Annotated in this window: 17 protein-coding genes; 13 read left to right on the top strand and 4 right to left on the bottom strand. The window is 63.4% G+C overall.

The window, feature by feature from the left end; all coding sequences use genetic code 11:
• Positions 1 to 260 precede the first annotated feature (260 nt).
• The 11 genes from VLE48_08900 (at position 261) to rodA (ending at position 12782) form a co-directional block, all read left to right on the top strand.
• Positions 261 to 995, top strand: coding sequence for a CpsB/CapC family capsule biosynthesis tyrosine phosphatase (locus VLE48_08900; GenBank protein HSA93113.1), 735 nt, complete (start codon positions 261 to 263; stop codon positions 993 to 995).
• Between the two features lie 272 nt (positions 996 to 1267).
• Positions 1268 to 1852 (top strand): hypothetical protein, encoded by a 585-nt coding sequence (locus VLE48_08895; GenBank protein ID HSA93112.1) that lies wholly within the window; start codon positions 1268 to 1270, stop codon positions 1850 to 1852.
• A 71-nt stretch (positions 1853 to 1923) separates the two neighbouring features.
• Complete coding sequence (locus VLE48_08890; protein HSA93111.1) at positions 1924 to 2610, top strand: hypothetical protein; 687 nt, start codon at positions 1924 to 1926, stop codon at positions 2608 to 2610.
• Positions 2611 to 2625: 15 nt separating this feature from the next.
• On the top strand, positions 2626 to 4674 hold the full coding sequence (locus tag VLE48_08885) for an SPOR domain-containing protein (GenBank protein ID HSA93110.1): 2049 nt from the start codon (positions 2626 to 2628) through the stop codon (positions 4672 to 4674).
• A 189-nt stretch (positions 4675 to 4863) separates the two neighbouring features.
• Positions 4864 to 5385: a hypothetical protein gene (locus tag VLE48_08880; GenBank protein HSA93109.1), complete on the top strand. Its 522-nt coding sequence runs from the start codon at positions 4864 to 4866 to the stop codon at positions 5383 to 5385.
• A gap of 128 nt (positions 5386 to 5513) precedes the next feature.
• On the top strand, positions 5514 to 6794 hold the full coding sequence (locus VLE48_08875) for a hypothetical protein (protein HSA93108.1): 1281 nt from the start codon (positions 5514 to 5516) through the stop codon (positions 6792 to 6794).
• Positions 6795 to 6935: 141 nt separating this feature from the next.
• Entirely contained in the window at positions 6936 to 8000 is a 1065-nt protein-coding gene (locus VLE48_08870; GenBank protein HSA93107.1) for a rod shape-determining protein, read from the top strand.
• A 45-nt stretch (positions 8001 to 8045) separates the two neighbouring features.
• Positions 8046 to 9098, top strand: coding sequence for a rod shape-determining protein MreC (gene mreC / locus VLE48_08865; protein ID HSA93106.1), 1053 nt, complete (start codon positions 8046 to 8048; stop codon positions 9096 to 9098).
• Positions 9099 to 9100: 2 nt separating this feature from the next.
• On the top strand, positions 9101 to 9619 hold the full coding sequence (gene mreD / locus VLE48_08860; protein HSA93105.1) for a rod shape-determining protein MreD: 519 nt from the start codon (positions 9101 to 9103) through the stop codon (positions 9617 to 9619).
• Between the two features lie 53 nt (positions 9620 to 9672).
• Positions 9673 to 11691 (top strand): penicillin-binding protein 2, encoded by a 2019-nt coding sequence (mrdA, locus tag VLE48_08855; protein HSA93104.1) that lies wholly within the window; start codon positions 9673 to 9675, stop codon positions 11689 to 11691.
• Positions 11688 to 12782: a rod shape-determining protein RodA gene (gene rodA, locus VLE48_08850; protein HSA93103.1), complete on the top strand. Its 1095-nt coding sequence runs from the start codon at positions 11688 to 11690 to the stop codon at positions 12780 to 12782. Before mrdA ends, rodA begins: the two co-directional genes overlap by 4 nt.
• 74 nt (positions 12783 to 12856) lie before the next feature.
• Here rodA and VLE48_08845 read toward each other — a convergent pair whose 3' ends face one another.
• Together VLE48_08845 and VLE48_08840 are read right to left on the bottom strand one after the other, a co-directional pair.
• Positions 12857 to 13744, bottom strand: a complete 888-nt coding sequence (locus VLE48_08845; protein ID HSA93102.1) for an undecaprenyl-diphosphate phosphatase — start codon at positions 13742 to 13744, stop codon at positions 12857 to 12859.
• A gap of 36 nt (positions 13745 to 13780) precedes the next feature.
• Positions 13781 to 14725: a hypothetical protein gene (locus VLE48_08840; GenBank protein HSA93101.1), complete on the bottom strand. Its 945-nt coding sequence runs from the start codon at positions 14723 to 14725 to the stop codon at positions 13781 to 13783.
• Positions 14726 to 14873: 148 nt separating this feature from the next.
• Here VLE48_08840 and VLE48_08835 point away from each other — a divergent pair, with 148 nt between their 5' ends.
• Together VLE48_08835 and VLE48_08830 are read left to right on the top strand one after the other, a co-directional pair.
• Positions 14874 to 17615: a cation-translocating P-type ATPase gene (locus VLE48_08835; GenBank protein ID HSA93100.1), complete on the top strand. Its 2742-nt coding sequence runs from the start codon at positions 14874 to 14876 to the stop codon at positions 17613 to 17615.
• A 55-nt stretch (positions 17616 to 17670) separates the two neighbouring features.
• Positions 17671 to 18669 (top strand): hypothetical protein, encoded by a 999-nt coding sequence (locus VLE48_08830; protein ID HSA93099.1) that lies wholly within the window; start codon positions 17671 to 17673, stop codon positions 18667 to 18669.
• A 25-nt stretch (positions 18670 to 18694) separates the two neighbouring features.
• Here the strand turns inward: VLE48_08830 and VLE48_08825 are convergent, their stop codons facing one another.
• The gene (locus VLE48_08825) at positions 18695 to 19606 is read right to left on the bottom strand and encodes a threonine/serine dehydratase (GenBank protein HSA93098.1); all 912 of its coding nucleotides are present in this window, start codon (positions 19604 to 19606) and stop codon (positions 18695 to 18697) included.
• A gap of 54 nt (positions 19607 to 19660) precedes the next feature.
• Entirely contained in the window at positions 19661 to 21322 is a 1662-nt protein-coding gene (locus tag VLE48_08820) for a ribonuclease J (GenBank protein ID HSA93097.1), read from the bottom strand.
• Positions 21323 to 21342: the final 20 nt, after the last annotated feature.

Below are 21342 nucleotides of genomic sequence, written 5' to 3'. Positions count from 1 at the left end.
CGCATAGTCTTTCCGCAAGCCGGCCTCTCCTTCGGCCAGCTCATCGAGAGTTACCAGTCGCTTCGCGAGCGAGTCGCCCATCTGGTCCGCCTGCAGCAGCCAGCATACGCTGCCCGCATCGTTTCCGCACTTTGAAGCTCCTAGCGTTCCGCTTTCGGAACATGCCAAGGATGCCTGCGGGTCAGGCACCCCGGGCGAACTGCCAGTTGCTGGCCGGCAGCGGAGCCGTCGCCGGATAGAGCGGCTACAATGGCTGGCTCATGGTGGACATCCACAGCCATGTCCTTCCCGAAGTGGACGACGGGGCCAAATCCTGGGACGTCGCCGTCCAGATGTGCCGCATGGCAGCCGAGGACGGCGTAACCGACTTAGTGGCAACTCCGCATGCCAACGACCGCTACCCCTACCACCGCCAGCGGCACCAGGAAATCGTGAGCCGCCTGCAGGGAATGGTGGGTCTCACACCTACTCTCCATCTGGGATGTGACTTCCATTTCTCCTACGACAACATCCAGGATGCCTTGGCACATTGCGAACGCTACGTGATCGGTAAGACCGCCTACCTGCTGGTTGAGTTCAGTGATTTTGCCTTGCCGCCAACCTTGCTGGACGCCTTGTATCGCCTTCAATCGGGAGGACTTACTCCGATCGTAACCCATCCCGAACGCAACCCTCTCTTGCAGCGTCAACCGGAACAGATTCTGCGCCTGGTAGAAATGGGCTGCGTCATCCAGGTGACGGCGGCTTCCCTGACAGGACGCTTCGGAAAAGCCGCTCGAAGACTCTCCGGCTGGCTGTTGCAACGCGAGGCGGTGCACGTCCTGGCCAGCGACGCGCACGACCTCGAGGACCGGCCGCCAATCCTCTCCGCTGGTCGGGACGTGGCGGTTGAGCTCTGCGGGCCAGATGTGGCGCTGGCTCTGGTGGAGCACAATCCGCGCGCCATTGTCAGCAACCAACCTCTGCCGTATTTCCCTCACCCTCGACCCGACTGAGCGCCGAAGAATCGCCCGCCGTCTCACGCTGAGACATTTCTCAAGGGCGGGACACGAGACAAGGCCCGAAGTCAACGTATCTGATTGATTCTTAATCCCTTCCGTTTTGGTATGCCAAGTGCTTTCCCAATTCCGTCCGATTGTCCCGAATGGGACTTGAGGAAAAAATTCAAACGATTCCAGGGGCGGTTGGTCTCCCGGGTGACTACGGACTCTCTCACAAGTTTCCCGAACTACCGGCTGGAACAACACACAAGGAGAGAGACAATCGTATGAGCAAGTGGAGCAAGCAGATCGCGAAAGTCGGCCTTGCAGTGGCCGTGGTAGCGATGACCTCGTCTTTGGCTTCGGCGCAGATCAACTCCGGCGCCCAGTCCATCACCCTCAACGCAGCGCTGGCAGAATCGCTGTCCATCAGCCTGTCGGGCAACGCCGTCAACTTCACCTTGACCGGCGGTTCGGCCACCAACGCGGGCGACACCAGCATCACTTCCACGACTTCGTGGGTTCTCAAGCCGGGCCGTACGCAGGTGAACCTGTACGCCTACTTCGGGAGCGCGACCGCAGCGCTGGTACACCAGGATCCGGCCAACACGACCGACATTCCGTCCTCGGCGGTCGAGATCAGCGTCAATGGTGGCGCCGCAAGCGCCGTGAGCACCAACGCGGCGAGCGCGGTGGGGTTTGGTGCCGCGGGCGCCGGCCTCCAGCTGTTCAACCAGGCCATTACCGGTCTGAACAAGACGGCCAGCCGCAACGACACCATGGACTTCAACATCAACCTCAGCTCCCTGTCGCAGCTTCCGGCGGATAGCTACGTGGGCACGCTGAACATCCAGGCGCAGGCCATCAACTAGCCCGCGTCGTTTCGAGAGACGGCATGAGACTTGGTCCTCCCCCCAGGTTTTGGCAGAGAGCACGGCGCACCATGGGCTGTGCTCTCGGCCTTTTGTTCGTGGCCGCGCCCGCGCTGGCGCAGACCGTTCGCCCGGTGATCTTCGAGTATGGCGAAAAGGCGCGCGGCCGCTTCGAGTTGGTGAATGACACGCTGGAGCCGCTCAACGTGGTGCTCGACGCCCGCAGCTTCACGGTGTCCGACACCGGCGAGATGTCATACCGGCCGCTGGACCCGAGCATTCACCTGAAGCTCTCCACCATGAGCTTCCGGATTCCTCCCCAGCAGAGTTATCTGGTCTTTTATGAAGCCTGGGCCGACAAGGCACCGGCCTGGTTTGTCATCTACAGCAATTTCACCGGCTACGGCTTCAAGACCGCAGAAGGCATGAACATCCGCCTACAGCTTCCACACACGGTGTACCTGCTGCCCAAGCAGCGGGTGAAGAAAGCGGATGTGGCGGTGCGCCAAGCCGCCTATACCGCCGCCAGCAAACGGGTGGTTCTCCGCGTGGAGAACCTCAGCTCGGAGTTCGGTCGTTGCCTGGGGGCAGAGATCTCCTCCCGGCGGAACAAGGTGACGCACAACGGGTTCCCGGTGTTTCCGGAGCGCCAGAGAGAGGTCGAGGTGGCGTGGGAATCATCGGAGCCTCCGGAGAAAGTCGTCTTGCGCTTTGCCAATTTCACCCTGGAGGAGCGAATCACGACTGCCGGCCAGTAAGGTTTTCGCGGACCCATGCCCGCAAAGTTTTCCAGCCGCGTTGTCTGCTGCCTGGGGCTCTGGCTGACGCTCGCCCTGGTCAGCCCGCTGGCCCAGGCACAGGTGTTTCGCATCGGAGCGGGTTCGTCGTCCCTGCTCAATGCCCAGGGCGGTTCGCTTGAGGTGCAGGGCCCGAACTACAAGAGCCAACTGGGCGTGGGATTGCTGAACGGCAAGCTGCGCTTCGGCGCCTTGGCCCGCACCAAGTACCTGGGTTACACCTGGACCCTCGGGGACGACAGCATTCGTTTCGAGCTGCCCACAGACACCTTCGACAACAACTATTATTTCCTGGGGCGAGGCCTGAGTGTGACGGGCAAGTGGCGGAGCACGCGCTTCCTGGCTTTTGCGGGAGCGACCTCGAACTCGTTCGGTACCCCGTTCTTCCGGGCCGCGCAGATGGACCAGACGGCGGCCGTGCTGTTCCTGGATCACCCGATTTCGGAGCGCTTGACCCTGTTTTCGCGCAATATCCTGTCGCGGCGCCAAACCTCGATCCAGGGCCTGGAGTTCAAGGCACGGCCCTGGCTGAAAACCTCCTTCTCGGCCGGCTCCGGGGCGGGGCAACCGTACCTCGCGGTCAGCGCTGATGCGGAGCGTGACTGGTTCTCCGTGAAGGCCGCGTACATCGATGCCGGAGACCGCTTTCGCCGCGTGCTGGTGGAAACGCCCATCCACACGGAGGTAGACGGCGCCAACCTGCAGGTGACCCTGCGTCCGCGCCACAACCTCACCCTTGCCGGCGGACACCAGAACCTGCTGCAGCCCCCCGGACCAAACAGCGCCGGCCTCCGAGCCACTGTCAACAACCTGCAGGGCAGCGCCAACTGGTCTGGATTCCGGTTTGGTGGCGGCGTGTACCAGTCCAGCGTGCTCCATTCGAGCAATGTCGGGACCTTCGTCTGGGGGGGGCGCCGCCTCACAGACCGCGTCGATACCAGCGTCAACTACTATCGCAGTCAGTCCCAGCAAGGGCTGGCCTCAAGCTCTTTGAGTGCCACGGTGCGGGAGGTGATCTCTCCGCGCCTGGAGCTGCTGCAGCTGGTGACCAATTCCAACGGGCAAACCTCCGTGTCCTTCGGCGGGCACTTCACGTCCAACCGCTTCTCGGTCGGCGTGGACTACCAGACCCTCTACGTCCCGTTTCGCGACCGGCCCTTCACGCAAGCTCTGAGCGTGAGCATTCGGTTCCGCCCCTTCGGGACGGTGGACCTTAACGCCCAAACATACGTGACTCCGGAAGGGAAGCTTCGCTACACGGCCTTCGGCAATAGCTCGATGTACCGGTATGGTGGCCTGCAGGTGGGCGACAGGCCCATGGCCTTCAGTCTGGCCAAGTATCTGATCCGTGGGCGGGTGGAGGATGAACAGGGCGCCGCCATCAGCGGGGCTGCACTCCAGGTGGATCGCGAGGTCGCTTTCACCGACACCAAAGGCGAATTCTTCGTGCGCGTGAAAAAGCAACGCGAATACCCCGTGCGCGTGCTGCTGGACCAGTTCCTGATGCCTGGCTATTTTGCGGTCGTCAACTCGCCGGCTACGGCCGCGGCACGTCCCGAAGAGGAGGCCGTTCCCTTTACCATCGTGTTGCGGCATGTCAAGCCTCCGGCACGACCCACTCATACTGCATCCATGTCTGAGTCTCCAGACGCGGCTCCGCCTGCGGACGTCCGGGCCGATGCGGCACCCGCCCTCCCTGGCATGGGCGCGGAGCCGCCACCGGTACGAGCTACGCAACGGCCTGGGAGGCCCGACTATGTGGTTCAGGTGGCAGCCTTAGGGAGCGCCAAGGGCGCCGAAGACATGGCCGCCCAGCTTCGCGGCAAGCGCTATCCCGTGATCGTTGTGGGCAGTTCCTCCGGCGGTTCCCTATATCGGGTGCAGGTTGGGCCTTTCCGGAGCAAGCGAGAGGCCCAGGCCATGCAGGCCCGTCTCTCCCGCGATGGCTTCCAGTCCTTGCTCCGGCCGTCCGCCAATCCCGGCGGGCTGGCAGCCCTCCCCTCCTCTTCAGCCGCGGGACTTTGAGTCGACTCTAGGCCTCAAACACGCGCTATTCTTGCGCGCTGCTGTGGCGTGGCTCCCAGGCCGCAGGTCCTTGCCCCCCCACTTTTGTGCCATTAGGCCCACCTTCCTGCCATTGTCTGAAGAACTTGCCGGGAGTAGCTTGTCGTCTAGCCACCTGGTTCCGCGCAGGGCGACCAGGTCAGCAGCACGATGACACTCACTGCCGCACGCCACGCACTGTTCACATTCGCTGTTCTGTCGGCTCTGTTGGGATCGGGTCCAACCGCGTTGGCGGGGGACTCCGCAGGGTCGGCGCAAGGCAGCGTGGTGCTGCGTGCCGTGGTGCTACCCAGCCTGGGCGTGCAGCTCGCCTCAATGGATTCCTCACAGACCGGAGAAGCCAAAGAACTGGCTGCACACTGGAATCTGGCTTCGGGTCACAACGCCGGTTTGATTGTGGCGCGTTCTACGGATTGGCAATACCCCTTCGCTTCGGCCCATCCAGCAATCATTCCGGCAAAGTACCGCATCGGGACTTCCTGTTTGCAATCGGGCGAGGGGTTCTCGGCGGATTGGTGCGACTCGTTAAGGCCGTTCGCGGTGGTCGGACTGGCAAGCCTAGGCCGACAGCAACCCAAGGCGCAACCCATGCGAATCAGTCTCCCCCGCTTGGCTTTCCCTCTCCGGCACCCCGAATCCGGAACGTTGGATATCCGCTTCCAAGCCATCTAGCTGGCCCCGGTCGCTGGGTTCGTTAGCTCGCTGATTCTCCACGCTGCCGGCGGTGGAATCCCTGCTCCCGCGTCGTCAGATTTGTGGTACTCTTCGGGAAAAGTCGCGGGAGGATTCTTCCGGCCTTCGTGTCACCCAAGAAAGAACCCGGCCTTCAGCTTTCCTGGACGACCATCACCTATCGCAGCGTCTGGATGACGATCTTTCTCGTCGTGCTCATCGCCGGTGTGGTGGCCTACTTTGCGTTTCCGGGTACCACGCGTCCTGCCCTGGCGCGACTGGGAGTCGCGATTGGCGGGCTCTTTGAGAAGCTCGGACTGGTCAGCGCGGATGACAAGGGCATTCCGGTGGGTCCGCAGCAGGCGCACTTCACCCAGATTGACGGGTCCGTGCGGGTGAAGAAAGTGAACCGCGGGGATTGGGTGAACGCCGACTACAACCTGCCCCTGGAGAAGAGCGACGTCGTACAGACCGGCCCGGAAGGCATCGCCAAGATCGTGTTCACGGACGGCACCAACTATACGGTGAAATCCGACTCGCTGATTGTGATCGAAGAGAACTCGACCAACGCCGCCCAGCAGACCCAGGTTGCCGTCCAGGTCACCACCGGCACCGTCGATCTTGCTACCGCCACTTTTGTGCAGGGTTCCAAGTCTGAGGTCATTGTGGCGGGTGCGACCGCCAGCCTCTCTCCCGAGAGCGCGGCCCAGGTGCGTAACGATCCCAAAGCCGACTCGCACGAGATCCTACTCCGCCGCGGCTCCGGCGAAGTGCGCCGTGGCGACGAGATCGTGCGATTGGCCGACTACGAGAAGGTTTCGTTTCGTGCCGATTCGGCGCGCATGAACAAGGAAAAGGAAATCAGCCCGCCGACCCTGATCACGCCTCCCAATATGATGCCCATCTTCACCGGCGGGGCCGTCAAGCCGGTGACCTTTTCCTGGACTCCGGTGAGCGATGCTCGCACCTACCACCTGCGGGTTTCGCGCAACCCGTATTTCTCGTCGACGGTGCTGGATCGCAAGGTGACCGGCACGGAGTTCGGTACCGGTGGTCTAGAGGAGGGAACCTACTACTGGTTGGTTCAATCGGTCGATGCTCGCGGACACGAGTCGGTGGAGAGCGAGCGCAACCGCTTCGACCTGGTCAAGCAGGCGGCCCAGGACACCAGCATCCGCCTGGAGATTGCGGAACTGCGCCAACACGGCCGCGTGATTGAGGTGGTGGGCCAAACCGAACCCGCGGCGCGTGTCATGGTGAACAGCCAGGAGGTTCCGGTCATAGGCCGGGATGGCGGCTTCCGATTCTTCACCCCGCCCCTGCCCAGCGGCGAGAACGTCATCACGGTCACGGCGCAGAACGCCCGGGGCGGCGTCAACACGCAGATCAAGAAGGTCGTCATCCAATAGCCCCGGCTCCCCGGCCGGGCATGGCCTCCGGTGCAGGGGGTGTCCGGTTGGGCACCACCCCGAACTTCGAAATCGGTTAGAATCTCGACAACACGGCGCCGCAACGCCGGCAGAACTAAATTCAAAGCGAAGTGAAGCTACATGTCATCTAACGGTCTTCATTCCGAGTCGTCCGTCCTGCAGAGTCTGCGTTCCCTGTTCAGCGTTTTCTCGTCCGACCTCGCCATCGACCTGGGCACCGCCAACACCTTGGTCTACGCCAAGGGCAAGGGAATCGTGGTGAATGAACCTTCCATCGTCGCCATCAACAAGCTCACCGGCGATGTGGAAGCAGTCGGCAAAGAAGCCAAGGAGATGCTGGGCCGCACGCCCGGCAACATCGTGGCTATCAAGCCGATGAAAGACGGCGTGATCGCCGACTTCAAGGTCACCGAGAAGATGCTCAACTACTTTATTCAGAAGGCGCACAACCGGAAGATGCTGGTGCATCCGCGCATCGTGATCGGCGTGCCTTCGGAGATTACTCAGGTAGAGAAGCGCGCGGTCATGGACTCGGCCTACCGCGCCAAGGCCAGTGAAGTCCATCTGGTCGAGCAGGCCATGGTGGCCGCCATCGGCGCCGGCCTGCCCATCACCGATCCCTGCGGCAACATGGTGGTGGATATCGGGGGCGGCACCTGCGACATCGCCGTGATTTCGCTGAGCGGCATCGTGTACTCGCGCTCCGTTCGCATGGCCGGCAACCAGATGGACGAGGCCGTCATGAATTACCTCAAGCGCAAGTACAACCTGCTCATCGGCGAGCGCACCGCCGAGCAGATCAAAATGGAAATCGGCTCCGCGTACCCCCTGGACAAGCCCCTCACCATGGAGATCAAGGGGCGCAACCTGATCGAGGGAATTCCGCGCACCATCACGATCGACGATAGCGAGATCCGGGAGGCGCTGGGCGAATGTGTGGCCACCATCATGAACGCCATTCGGGTCGCGCTGGAGCGCACACCACCGGAACTCTCTGCGGACATCAGCGATCGCGGCATCGTGCTGACCGGTGGTGGCGCCCTGCTGAGGAACCTGGATAAGCGCATTCGCGAGGAAACCGGCCTGCCGGTCTCGATCGCCGACGACCCACTGGCCAGCGTGGTGTTGGGCACGGGCAAGATGCTCAGCGACTTCAAGCTGCTGCGCAAGATTTCGATCGAGTAAGGCCCGGGGTGGCCCGACAATCCGCGGGCTGGCCGGAGTCGCAGCATGGATAACTTCATCGGTCGGTATCGCAACCTCACCATCCTGACTGCGGTGCTGTTCGCGCAGGTCCTGGGGCTCGGAATTCAGGTCCGGCGTCCTACGGATTCCGGCTCCCAGTCCCTCATTCGCATCTGGACCGTTGCCGCCATCTCGCCCATCGAGAAGGCGATCGTGCGCGTCCATGAGGCCGTCGGCGACCTGTGGCTCAGCTACGTGGACTTGCGCGGCGTGCGTGTCGAGAATCATGCCCTGCGCTCGCAGCTGGATCGCCTGCGCCTGGAGCAGGCCCGCCTGGAACAGGAGGCTGCCCAGGGCCGCCGCCTCGGCGCTCTGCTCGATTTCAAGCAGCAGTTCATCGGAGAAACTGTCGCCGCCCGGCTGATTGGTTCCAGCGGTAGCCGGCACTCGCGCGTGCTCTACCTCGACAAGGGCTCCGAACACGGCCTTCGCAACGGCATGGCCGTCATCAGTCCTCAAGGCATCGTCGGCAAGATCACCGCCGTGTTGCCCACCTCGGCCCAGGTTCTGGAGATCCGCGATGCAGACAGCGGGGTAGGCGTGATCCTGGAAAAATCGCGCCTGCATGCTGTTCTTAAGGGCACGACCGATGGCCGGACGATGCTGCGCTACGTCATGGGTGACGAGAAGGTGGAAGTCGGGGAGCGTCTCCTCACCACTGGAGGTGACCGCATCTTCCCACGCGGACTGCCTGTGGGCACGGTCACCAGCGTCGGGCCAGGCCCGGATGCCTTCCTAGCCATCGTCGTTGAGCCCGCAGCCGATCTCGATCGCCTGGAGGAAGTCCTCGTCGTGACGCGTGTGGATCAGGCCCCGGCGGATGTCCTGGAGGCCGAAGCGCCAAGCCGCGCGGCGGAGATTCTGGCCCAGCGTCTCCCAGGAATCTCACCCAAGCCGGCGGCGGAGAGCAGCGCTCAAGAGCCCGGTCCTGTTTCCCCAGCGGATGCACCTACCGCTCCGGCCGGCGAAGGTTCGGATGCGCCATCGCGGCCTGGAGCGACTCCTGCGAGTCCGCCTCCTGGGGGAGCATCTCGCTAGGCGTGCCCATCACCTACAGTTCGCGTGCTGAGATCGAGGTCCACCGGTTTACGCTGTCGGCGAGCATCGGCATTCCGCTCGTGGCGTTGTTGCTGCAGGCATTCGTCCCCTTGTACGTGCGTCGCTTCGACATCCTGGACCTTCCCTTACTCGTGACTATTTTCCTGGCAGTGGCGCGTCGCAGCCCGGTCACCGGGCTGCTGACCGGCGGTGTGATCGGCCTGCTCCAGGATGGCTTGACTCATCATCCGCTGGGCGTCTATGGCATCGCCAAGACGGTAGTCGGCTACGCTGCGTCTTCCCTCGGGGTGCGGGTCGATGTGGAGAGTGTGCTGACCCGCTTCCTGACCACGCTCGGCTTCTACCTTCTCCACACTGCGGTGTACTTCGTGGTGGGACGGTATCTGGTGCGGCAGCCGCTGGAATGGGAGTGGGGATACCTGCTGGTGGCGTCTCTGCTGAACGCCCTGGTGGCGTTGCCCCTGTTTGCATTCCTGGACCGCTTCAAGCTCAAGACCTGAGGGGGTCCGAAAAGGACAGTACAATAGTGCCGCTGCACTGAAGTCTTGCAGTCATGCTGGATCGCGTCGAGAAGATACCGTCGTATCGCTTCACCGCCGTGCAGTACGCGCTGGTGGCGATGTTCCTGCTGCTCGCCTATGGCCTGTGGCGGCTGCAGGTCTCTGGCGGTGAGCGTTATGAGCAGCTCGCCCAGCGCAATCGCATTCGCGGCATTCCCATTATGGCGCCACGCGGCAAGATTCTGGACCGCGAGGGCCGCATCCTGGTGGACAACTATCCCTCGTTCACCGTGCTCTACCAGCGCGAACAGGGGGCGCCCTCCGCCGACGAACTGGCCCAGATCGCCACCGGCCTGCACATGACCGTAGAAGACATTCAGGAGCGCCTGCGCCGCCGCGCGGGTGAGCCTTCCTTCCGCCCGGCTGTGCTCAAGGACGACATCACGCCCGACGAGCTCGCCTTCGTCGAGGCCCACCGACCGGAGCTGCCGCAGCTCGACGTCATCATGGTGCACCGACGGCTGTATCCCCGGAACGGCTTTGCCGCCCACCTGGTTGGCTACGTCGGGGAGGTCAGTGAGCGCATGCTCGACCAGCCCGGTTTCGAGCTATACGAGGCCGGGGACATCGTCGGCCAGTACGGCGTGGAGCAGACGTACAACCATCTGCTGATGGGCAAAGACGGATACCGCCGGGTGGTTGTGGACAGCCGCGGGCGTGAAGTGGGGCAGTTGGAGCAGGCTTCTGCTACCCCGGGCAAACAGCTGCGCCTGACCGTTGACCTGGATCTGCAGATCGCCGCCGAGGAAACGTTGGAAGGCAGCATCGGCGCGATCGTGGCGCTGGATCCCCGCAACGGGGAAGTGCTGGCCATGGTAAGCCGCCCGACGTTTGACCCCAACGCCTTCACCGTGGGCATTTCACGGCAGGCCTGGAGCCAGCTGGTCAACGATCCCGACACGCCCCTGCTCAACAAGGCCACGCAGGCCCAACTCGCTCCCGGCTCGGTGTTCAAGATCCTGATGTCGGTGGCCGGCCTGGAAGAGGGAGTGGCTCAGAATATGACCATCACCTGCCCGGGCGGCAGGAATTTCTACGGCCGCTTCTTCAAGTGCCACCGTGTGCACGGTGGAGGCGTGGGGATTTCTCGCGCCATCACGGAATCCTGCGACACCTTCTTCTACACGCTGGCGGAACGGTTGGGCATCGAGCGCATTGCGCACTACGCTACCCGCCTGGGCCTGGGGCAGAAGACCAATATCGATCTGCCGCAGGAGGCGGCCGGCGTCATGCCGTCGGAGGCATGGAAGATTCGCAATTTCCGCCAGAAGTGGTATGCGGGTGAGACCATCTCCGTCGGCATTGGACAGGGCGCCGTGGCTACCACGCCTATCCAGTTGGCGCGCGCCATCGGCGGCATCGCCATGGATGGAGTCCTCTACCGCCCGCATGTGGCGTTTCCCGACGAGATGCAGGGTTTGGCCCATGCCGCGGCTGCCGAGGACGTGCCCGATCGCGTGGTCGTGCCCATCGATCCACGCAACTGGGAGATCATCACGGATGCCATGGCCGGCGTGGTCAATCCGGGCGGCACCGCCGCCAGCGCCCATTTGGAAGGCATCGATTTCGCCGGCAAGACGGGGAGCTCGCAGGTGGTCAGCAACGAAGCCCGTCGCAAGCTCGTGGGAGACCGTTATCGAGACAACGGCTGGTTTGTGGGAGTCGCTCCGCGGCGCAATCCGGAGATCGTCGTGGCCGCGCTGGTGGAAGGCGGAGAGCACGGCTACATCGCGGCTCGCCTGGTCGCCCGGGTGATCAAGGCGCACTTCGACAAAAAGCAGCGCAACGGTGTGAAGGTGGCCCGGTCGCGGCGGACGGCCCCGGCGCCGTCTCTCGAGTTCGCCGGCGTCTGGAGCGAACCCGATGCTGACGGCCGGAGTGATGCTCTACGATCCGGGAAGTTTGTGCTGTCCCTGCACCGTGCAGGGCATCCGGCGGGGAGCCTTGTGCGCGTCCCGGAACTTTCGTCAATTCGGCAATTCCCCAATTTGGCAATTCCTCAATCCCCATGATTCGCTTTGTCTCATTCCGCGACTTCGATTGGGTCCTGTTGGGGCTGGTCCTCGTGATTTGTTCGCTGGGCGTCGCTGAGATCTACAGCGCCACCTACAACACCAAGCTCGCCGGCGCCCACGTCAAGCAGATCTACTGGATTCTGTTCGGCGTCCTTTTGCTGTTCCTGATGAGCATGCTGGATTACCGGACGCTGCTGGAGCGCGTCCCTTGGCTGTATGTTGTCTCGATCGCTGCTTTGGTTGCCGTGCTTCTTTTCGGGCAGAAATACCTGGGCGCCCGGCGCTGGATCCGAATCTACGGCGGTACACACTTCCAGCCTTCGGAATGGATCAAGCTGGTGGTGATTCTGGCGGTGGCGAAATATTTTGCGGACTTGCGCCAACGTGAACCCGCCGTTTCCGATATCGTCAAGGCAGCTCTGATCGCCGGCGTTCCCATGCTCTTGATCCTGGCGCAGCCGGATTTAGGTACCGCCCTCACCTACGCGCCGGTTGCTGTGATGGGGCTGTTCCTCGCCGGGCTGCGCTGGAAGCATGCCGCTGTGATCCTGCTCTGCGCTGGATTGCTGATGCCCGTGGTGTGGAAGTTTGGTCTCAAAGACTACCAGCGAGCGCGGCTCACCAGCTTCCTGGATCCCGCCGCGGACCCCCAAGGCTCCGGCTATCAGGTGCAGCAATCGCTGATCGCCGTCGGTTCGGGCGGCATCTGGGGCAAGGGATTTCTCCAGGGTTCGCAGACCCAGGGGCTGTTCCTGCCCGTCACCCACACCGATTTTGCCTTCGCTGCGTTTGCGGAAGAGCAAGGTCTGTTGGGCGCCATGGGTCTGCTATTGCTCTATTTCATGGTTCTCATGCGTCTAGTGCAGAACGCTCAGGTAGCCCGTGACCGCGCCGGCTCGTTCATCATCATGGGTGTAGTAGCGGTTCTGGCGTTTCACGTCATGGTGAATGTCGGCATGGTCGTGGGTTTCATGCCCGTCACCGGCATACCTTTGCCGCTGCTGAGCTACGGCGGCTCTTCGGCGCTGTTCACCTTCCTCGCCCTGGGCCTGGTCATGAACATACGCATGAGAAGGTTCGTAAACTAGGCCGACTCCCTGGATGACAATTCGAGGTTCGCGGTCAACACAAGCGGCGCCAAAAGGTCCTGTCCACGGAAGGGTCAGGAGCTGGCCGTCCACACCCAGGACAGCACCACCACTCCGCCCGCTATGCGATACACCGCAAAAGGGACAAACCCGTGTTTCCGTACCCAGCGCATGAACCAGGCCACTGAGGCCAGCGCCACCAGGAAAGAGACCACAAACCCGATGCCCAGAACGATCCAGCCGTGTGTGTCCATGGTGAACGAACCCAGGTGGGCTTCGCCCGCGCCGCTGCCTGCCTTCAAGGCCTTGAGGAAATCGTAGCCGGTAGCTGCCGCCATGGTCGGAATCGATAGAAAGAAGGAAAACTCGAGCGCGGCTTCGCGTGTCATGCCGGCGGTCTGTCCGGCGGATATGGTGGCCATGGAGCGCGAGACGCCGGGAAACACCGCGGCCAGCACCTGCCACACACCGATCCAGGCTGCCTGACCCAGGCTCATGTCATCCATGCGGTGGGTGGTCGGGGCGTGGCGCTCCGACCACGCGTCCACCATCCACATCGCGACTCCACCTACGATCAGCGCCCACGCCATCAAGGGCAGGCTCTCCAGGTGCTTGCCGATGATCTTGGTGGAGAGCAGAGAAGGCACGGCGGTGCAGACGAAGGCAACCATCGTGAGCCCCAGCGGATGCGTGAGCCATGTACGGTCGCCGCGCGGCCCACGCGGGAACTCAGCTATGAACCCGGAGATGCGCTTGCGGAAATAAAAGGGCAGGGAAAGGATGGCACCCAACTGGATGACGATGGAGTACATTTTCCAGTAGCCGTCGGCCAGATTCACGCCGAAGGCCGCTTCCGCGATGCGCAGGTGGGCGGTTGAACTCACGGGAAGGAATTCGGTGAGGCCCTCGATGACGCCCAGCAGGAACGACAGCACGTAGTCGTTCACGAGGGCCGCGGCCACAGGACTCGGGGTCATCTCAGCAGGGTCCCGGCGCCATCATTCGAGTGTGTTTCCGTACAGTGGAACGCCCTGCTCCATGAGGAAGGCCAGCCTCGCGGCGCGCGGGCTCCAGTCGCTTTCAGGAAACTGGGTAACCACGCGCTGGGCCAGCGCGATGCCTTTGGCTTTGGCCGACTGGGACTTGCCCGGGTTGTTCTCCGCCTTGTAAATCTCGATGAGTGCGGCCTGTCGCGTGGCCGCGAGATAGAGGGCCTCGGCCGCCTTTGGGGACTGGGGAAAGTCCTTCACGTACTCCTCGTAGATTTCGGTGTCTTTCTCGGGGCACTTGGACTTGCCCTCCCAGTCTCCGCACAGCTTGTTTTCCAGCAGGTTGAACTGGGCCAGGGCATGCCAACGGGTGGTGGGGAATTTTTTTCGCACCTCCCGCATCAGGTCTTCATCGATGCGCGGGCGATAGCGCGGGTCGTCCTTGGCGGAGGGACGCGATTTGGCGTCGGCTGCATCGACCTGCCACTTGATGTCGGCGGCGCGATAGAGGGCCTCGCCGGCCAGCGGCGAACTCGGAAAGTATTCGTAAGTTCGGTAGTAGAGCCGCATGGCGTCCTGGGCCGCGTTCTTCCGGCCGCGCCGCCGCTGCGCTTCGCTCTCCGAATCCACCGCCTCGCCGAACAGGATGCGGTCGCCGTTGGGCGTGGATGCCCTCACTACTCCTTTGTCCAGGATCCAGCCGGTGATGTTGCGTCCCTGCTCGGTATTGATGAATAGCTGGATCCACTGGCGGCTGCGATCAAGCACTGCTCCTTCGCGGCCGCGCTCCGCCTGTCCCAGCTTGGCCGACGTGGCGTCCGGCGAGATGTATACGATGGCTTCGCGCACCAGTACCACGCGCTCTTTGGAGGGAGGCGCTGCCTGCCCTCCTGCGTGCAAGGCGGCCGCCAGTAGAATGCTGGCGCCCAGGGCCGTTCGTGCTGCGGGCCGCATGAATTCTATCCTCCTCCGTGCCGCTTCGATTCTACCGACGCTGCGCCGGTCTTGTCGAAGCGCCGGTTCGGCCCCGGGGCGCACACGCTAATGCAGAGTGCGGCAACGCACAGACCGAAAAGCCAGCCTCCACTATGATCAGCGAGGAATGAACGCCTGGCACACGCGGACCGGTGATGAGACGCTGCGGCACTTCGCGGTCGACGCTGCGCTCGGTCTTTCAAAGCCGGAGGCAGCAAAGCGCCTTGCGGAGCACGGCCCCAACGAACTGGTGGACCGTGGCGCCAAGAGCCGGTGGCGCATCCTTTGGGAGCAGCTCACCGCCACCATGGTGCTGGTGCTGCTGGTCGCCGCCGCGGTCTCGATCTTCTTGCGCGACTACAAGGACACGATTGCCATCCTGGCCATCGTCATCCTCAACACCGTGCTGGGTTTCACGCAGGAGCATCGCGCCGAAAAGGCCCTGGCGGCTCTGCGCCGGTTGGCGCAACCCGCCGTGCGCGTCCGGCGCAATGGTCATGTGCAAACCATCTCCGCTGCCGGGCTGGTACCCGGCGACATAGTTCTGTTTGAGGCCGGAAACGCTGTTGCTGCCGATTGCCGCCTCGTCCAGGCCGCCAGTCTGCGGGCGCAGGAAGCCGCGCTCACTGGCGAGTCCGAGCCCGTCGAGAAGCAAGTCGAGCCGCTGCCCGCTGCTGAACTGCCTGTCGGCGACCGCACCAACATGCTGTTCGCGGGAACCGTGGTGACCTACGGCCGCGGTGAGGCCGTGGTCGTGGCTACGGGAACGCGCACCGAGCTGGGCCGCATCGCGGAGATGATCCAGAGCATCCGGGCGGAACCGACGCCGCTGCAGAAGCGTCTGGACGCTCTGGGTAGGTGGCTGGCGGTGGCGGCGCTGGCGGTGGTGGGAGTGATCTTCACTTTGGGCCTGCTGCGTGGCGAGTCCGTGCAGATCATGCTGCTCACTGCGGTGAGCCTGGCGGTTGCGGCTGTACCCGAGGGGCTCCCCGCCGTGGTTACCGTAACCCTGGCGCTGGGCGCACAACGCATGCTTCGCCGCAAGGCACTCATCCGCAAGCTGCCGGCCGTGGAGACGCTAGGCTCGGTCACCGTCATATGCACGGACAAGACCGGCACCCTCACCGAAAGCCGCATCACCGTAACGGTGCTGGAGACCAGTGCCGGGCGGCTCGACCTGACCCCGCACCTCCTCCGCCCCGACGACCGCACGGCTCTCGAGGTTCCTCGCGAACGTCCGGCGGTCACCTTGCTGCTGGTCGGCGGCGCGCTGTGCAGCGACGCGCACCTGGAGAGGGCGTCCGATGATCCGCGTGAGTACACGGCCCTCGGCGATCCCACCGAGTCTGCGCTGGTAGTGGCGGCGGCACGCCTGCATCTGCTCAAGCCCGAGCTCGAGCAAGCCCTGCCACGCATGGCCGAACTCCCTTTCGATTCCGATCGCAAGCGCATGATGACCGTCCATCATTTCGCTGCGAACCACCATCCCGCATCCGTCGCCGCGGCCCTGCATTCCCTCGAGCACGCCCTGGCAGGAGCGCCGCTGGTGGCGTTTGCCAAGGGAGCCGTCGACAGCCTGCTGGGCGTTTCCACGCGGGTGTGGACCGAGGGGCGGATGGAGCCACTCGACGACGACGAGCGTACCCGGATTCTGGCTGCCGGCGAACGCCTGGCAGGCCAGGGCATGCGAGTTTTAGGGGTGGCATTCCGGCCCCTAGCCGAAGTGCCCGCCGAGCTCGAACGCGCGGAGGCACAGTTCGTATTCCTGGGCATGGTCGGCATGATCGATCCGCCCCGCCCGGAAGTGAAAGAGGCGGTGATCACCTGCCGCCAGGCGGGCATTCGCCCGGTGATGATCACCGGCGACCACCCGCTCACCGCGCTGCACATTGCCCGCGACACTTCTCTGATCGATCACGGCCGGGTCCTTACCGGACTGGAGCTGGCGCGGATGTCGAAGAGCGAGCTGGTCGAAGTGGTCGAAAAAGTCTCGGTCTACGCGCGGGTTTCTCCGTCGCACAAGCTGGAGATCGTGAGCGCGCTCCAGTCGCGCGGAGAAATCGTGGCCATGACCGGCGATGGCGTCAACGATGCTCCCGCCCTCAAGCGCGCGGACATCGGCGTCGCTATGGGGGTTACCGGCACCGACGTGGCGCGCGAAGCCTCGGACATGGTGCTGCTCGATGACAATTTCGCCACCATCGTGGCCGCGGTGCGCGAGGGCCGCGTGATTTATGACAACATCCGCAAGTTCATCCAGTACCTGATGGCCACCAATTCCAGCGAGATCTGGGTGATGTTCCTCGCGCCCCTTCTGGGCATGCCCCTGCCGCTGCTGCCGCTGCAGATCCTTTGGATCAATTTGGTGACCGACGGCCTGCCGGCGCTGGCCCTGGCCGTGGAGCCCGCGGAGCGCGACATCATGCGGCGGCCGCCCGTGCCGCCCGGACAGAGCCTCTTCGCCGGAGGAGTAGGGTGGCACGTCCTCTGGGTAGGCCTGCTGATTGCGGCCCTGTGTCTGGGCGCGGGGCACTGGCGCTGGACGCTCAACGACCCCTCGTGGCAAACCCTGGTCTTTACTATGCTGACCTTCACACAAATGGCCAACTGCCTTGCCATCCGTTCCCGGCGGGACTCGCTGTTCACCGTCGGCGTCTTTTCCAATCCAGCCCTCTTGGGCGCGGTCGCGCTCACCTTCGTCTTGCAGCTGGTGGTCGTCTACACGCCCTTCTTGCAGCCCTTTTTCGGAACCGTCAACTTGCCGGCGCGCTGGTTGGCGCTCTCGATTGCCCTCAGCGCCGTGGTCTTCCTGGCCGTGGAAGCAGAGAAGTGGCTTCGTCGCAGGCCGGGTGGGACGCGGGCGACGTAGGCACCTGGGCGAATTCCTTTGTCGGCTGGGACGCGCGGTTTATCCTCAGTTCAGAATGCTGGTTTGGCTTCAATTCGTCGCCTGCACCGCGCTAATCGTGTATTGCGGCAGCAATCTTTCGCGCTACGGGGATGTCATCGCCGAAAAATCCGGCCTCGGCAGGACCTGGACCGGAGTCATCCTGCTGGCTTCCGTGACTTCGCTCCCCGAGCTCGTGACCGGTATCAGTTCCGTCGCGCTCTATGACGTACCGGACATCGCAGTAGGCGACGTTTTGGGCAGTTGCATGTTTAACATCCTCATCATTGCCCTGCTGGACCTTGTCGGAGGCGCAGCTCCCATATCGACCCGAGCCCACCAGGGCCAGATCCTGACGGCTGCTTTTGGCATCTTGCTCTTGGGCCTGGTGGCCATCAACCTTTCTGCCGGCAAGCACGCTCCCGCCATCGGTTGGGTCGGCGCCTATAGCCTGGTTTTCCTGGCCGTGTACTTTCTGGCCATGCGGGTTGTGTTCCTTTATGAAAAGGGCCGGCTGACCGAGTTCATGAAGGAGTTGGCCGAGGAAGCTCGCTACGGTCATATCTCGACGTCGCGGGCCTATGCCCTGTATGCCGCCAATGCGGTCGTCATTGTCGTGGCGGCAGCCTTCCTGCCGAAGATTGCGGCGCAGATCGCCCAGGTGACCGGTCTCGGCCAGGCTTTCGTGGGCAATGCCCTGGTGGCCATCTCCACCTCCCTCCCCGAGGTGGTCGTGTCCGTAGCCGCCTTAAGGATCGGCGCCGTGGACATGGTTTACGGGAACATCTTCGGCAGCAACCTGTTCAATATCCTCATCCTGGCGCTGGACGACCTGTTCTATGCCAAGGGACCATTGCTGTCCCACGTCTCTCCGGAGCACGTGATTCCAGCGACGGCCGCCATGGCCCTGAGCGCGGTGGCGGTCATTGGTCTGACCTATCGCACCGGAAGGAAAGTTCTGCCGCTGGCATGGGATGCCGTGGGGATCGTGATCGTCTACCTGTTTGCGATGGGCGTGCTGTACGTGGCCAGATAGTGAAGAGATCTGTCCGCAGGTGTCCCTAGCCGGCCAGCACACGAGCAAGGAGCAAGGGATCGACGTTTCCCCCGCTGATCACGGCCACCGTGTGATTCGATTTGGGTAGCTGCTCGCGGTGGAAGAGGAAACCTGCGAAGCTCACTGCGCCGCTGGGCTCGGCCACCAAGCGCGCATGCAAGGCGATGCGTCGCATGGCCTCGCGGATCTCATCTTCGGTCACCGTGATGATGTCATCCACGTAGCGCTGGATGTGCTCGAAGGGGAGCGCGCCGACCGACTGCGTGCGCAGGCCGTCCGCGAGGGTGCGTGAGGTCTTTTCTGCGGGCCACTCCACGACCTTGCCGGAATGAAAGCTTTCTTGGGCGTCTCCCGCCAGTTCCGGCTCCACGCCGACCACCTTGACGTTCGGCCTGGAGAGCTTCACCGCCGTCGCAACACCGCTCAGCAGCCCGCCGCCGCTGATGGGCGCCAGCACCAGCTCCACCTCGGGCAAGTCTTCGACGATTTCCAGTCCGCAAGTGGCCTGTCCGGCGACGATCCAGGGATCGTCGTACGGCGGAACCATCGTGTACCCGTGTCGTGACGCCAATTCTTCGGCTTTGGCCTGCCGCTCGGAGCTGGCGACGCCCACCAGGACAATCTCAGCCCCCAGCGCCGCCGTAGCCTGCTGCTTGATGGGCGGCGCGTTGGAAGGCATCACGATCACCGCCCTGACGCCGAAGGCGCGCGCCGCGTAGGCCACCGCCTGGGCGTGGTTCCCGCTGGAGTACGTGATGACGCCACGCTTCCGCTCCGCTTCGGGCAGGGAAGCCACCTTGTTATACGCCCCGCGGATCTTGAACGCTCCGACCGGTTGCAGGCTCTCCGCCTTGAAAAACACGCGCTCGCCCGCACGCTCGCGCGGGCATTCCACCAGCGGCGTGCGCACGGCCACGCCACGGATGCGCTGCTGCGCCGCACGGATTTGGTCAAGGGTTACGATCAGTTATCAGATCTCCAGGATCACCGGCATGATGAGCGGGCGGCGCGCGGTCTGTTTGGCGATGTAGCGCTTCAAGTCCTGGCGGATCTTTTCCTTGATGACGCCCCAGTCGCGTTTTTCTTCCTCGCTGGATTCCTCCAGTGTGCGGGCGACGATGCGCCGCGCTTCGTCCTGCAAGCCGTCCTCACCCGCCAGGCCCCGCATGACGATCTCCGGCGCCGCCTCTACGCGCCCCGTGAGCTTGTTGATGGCGATGATGGGCAGCACGATCCCGTCCTCGCTCAAGTGGCGACGGTCCTTGATCACCACGTCCTCGACCACGTCGCCGAGCGACCCGGCGTCGATGCATACTCGCCCCACGGTGACACGCCCGGCCTTGCGCGCTCCCAGTTCGGTGAACTCCAGCACGTCGCCGCTCTCGATCATCATCACCTGGCCTACGGCGCCGCGCATAGAGGCGGCCAACTCCGCGTGCCGTTTGAGCTGGCGATATTCGCCGTGGATGGGGATGAAGTAGCGCGGCCTCACCAGGTTGATGATGAGCTTGAGTTCTTCCTGGCTGGCGTGGCCGCTGACGTGCACCGGGGGCGAAGACCCGTCCTCGTAGACCACGTGCGCCTCGCGCCGGAACAGGTGGTCGATCATGCGATAGATCGCCTTCTCGTTGCCCGGGATGATGCGCGAAGAAAGAACGACGGTGTCGTTCTTTTCGATACGAGCATGCTTATGGTTTTCGACCGCCGCCCGCGAGAGCGCGGACATGGGCTCGCCCTGCGTCCCACCGATGAGCACGCAGACTTTCTCCGGCGGCAGGTTCTTGATTTCGCCGGGATTCACCATCAGCCCATCCGGCAAATCTATGTAACCCAAGTCCTCGGCGATCTCCGTCGACTCCGTCATGGACCGGCCCACCACCGCCACCTTGCGCCCATATTCGTGCGCCATCTCCAAAGCCAGCTTGATGCGATGGATGGACGACGAGAAGCAGGAGATATAAAGCCGGCGCGGGGCGCTCTTGAACACCTCGTCGAACTTGCGGCGGACCGCGCGCTCGCTGGGCGTGTAGCCCGGACGCTCGACGTTCGTCGAGTCCTGGAAAAGCGCCAGCACGCCCTCCTTGCCGTACTCGGCGAACGAGTGCAGGTCGAACAGGCGATTGTCGGTGGGTGTCGGGTCCACCTTGAAGTCGCCGGTGTGAATGATCACGCCCAGCGGCGTGTGGATAGCCAGCGCCACGCAGTCCACCAGGCTGTGCGTCACCTGGATGGGATGGATGGTGAAGGGGCCGAGGCGAAAACGCTCGCCCGGGCGGATCTCATGTAGCGCTGCGCCCTCGAGCAGCTCGTGCTCTTCCAGCTTGTCCTCAACATAGGCCAGAGTGAACTCGGTGGCGTAGACGGGCACTCGAAGGTCGTCCAGCACCCAGGGCAGCGCCCCGATGTGATCTTCGTGCCCGTGCGTGAGGACGATTCCGCGAATCTTCTCCCGGTTCTCCAGCAGGTAGGCGATGTCGGGAACGACGATGTCCACGCCCAGCAGTTCGGATTCCGGGAACATCAGCCCGGTATCGATGACGATGATGTCGTCGCCCCAGCGGACCGCCATCGAGTTCATTCCGAACTCGCCCAGTCCGCCTAGGGGGATGACTTGCAGCTTGCCTGCTGGCATGGGGGAACTCTGATGCTAGC

The organism is Terriglobales bacterium (assembly GCA_035454605.1).
Classification (GTDB): Bacteria; Acidobacteriota; Terriglobia; order Terriglobales; family Acidobacteriaceae; genus DATMAB01.
The sequence above is the reverse complement of the archived record's forward strand: the minus strand, read 5'-3'. Positions and strand labels throughout refer to the sequence as shown.

Bases quoted from the DNA above. Each gene is read 5' to 3' on its own strand.
- VLE48_08900 (HSA93113.1), top strand. From the start codon at position 261: ATGGTGGACATCCACAGCCATGTCCTTCCCGAAGTGGACGACGGGGCC.
- VLE48_08895 (HSA93112.1), top strand. From the start codon at position 1,268: ATGAGCAAGTGGAGCAAGCAGATCGCGAAAGTCGGCCTTGCAGTGGCC.
- VLE48_08890 (HSA93111.1), top strand. From the start codon at position 1,924: ATGGGCTGTGCTCTCGGCCTTTTGTTCGTGGCCGCGCCCGCGCTGGCG.
- VLE48_08885 (HSA93110.1), top strand. From the start codon at position 2,626: ATGCCCGCAAAGTTTTCCAGCCGCGTTGTCTGCTGCCTGGGGCTCTGG.
- VLE48_08880 (HSA93109.1), top strand. From the start codon at position 4,864: ATGACACTCACTGCCGCACGCCACGCACTGTTCACATTCGCTGTTCTG.
- VLE48_08870 (HSA93107.1), top strand. From the start codon at position 6,936: ATGTCATCTAACGGTCTTCATTCCGAGTCGTCCGTCCTGCAGAGTCTG.
- mreC (HSA93106.1), top strand. From the start codon at position 8,046: ATGGATAACTTCATCGGTCGGTATCGCAACCTCACCATCCTGACTGCG.
- mrdA (HSA93104.1), top strand. From the start codon at position 9,673: ATGCTGGATCGCGTCGAGAAGATACCGTCGTATCGCTTCACCGCCGTG.
- rodA (HSA93103.1), top strand. From the start codon at position 11,688: ATGATTCGCTTTGTCTCATTCCGCGACTTCGATTGGGTCCTGTTGGGG.
- VLE48_08840 (HSA93101.1), bottom strand. From the start codon at position 14,725: ATGCGGCCCGCAGCACGAACGGCCCTGGGCGCCAGCATTCTACTGGCG.
- VLE48_08835 (HSA93100.1), top strand. From the start codon at position 14,874: ATGAACGCCTGGCACACGCGGACCGGTGATGAGACGCTGCGGCACTTC.
- VLE48_08830 (HSA93099.1), top strand. From the start codon at position 17,671: ATGCTGGTTTGGCTTCAATTCGTCGCCTGCACCGCGCTAATCGTGTAT.
- VLE48_08820 (HSA93097.1), bottom strand. From the start codon at position 21,322: ATGCCAGCAGGCAAGCTGCAAGTCATCCCCCTAGGCGGACTGGGCGAG.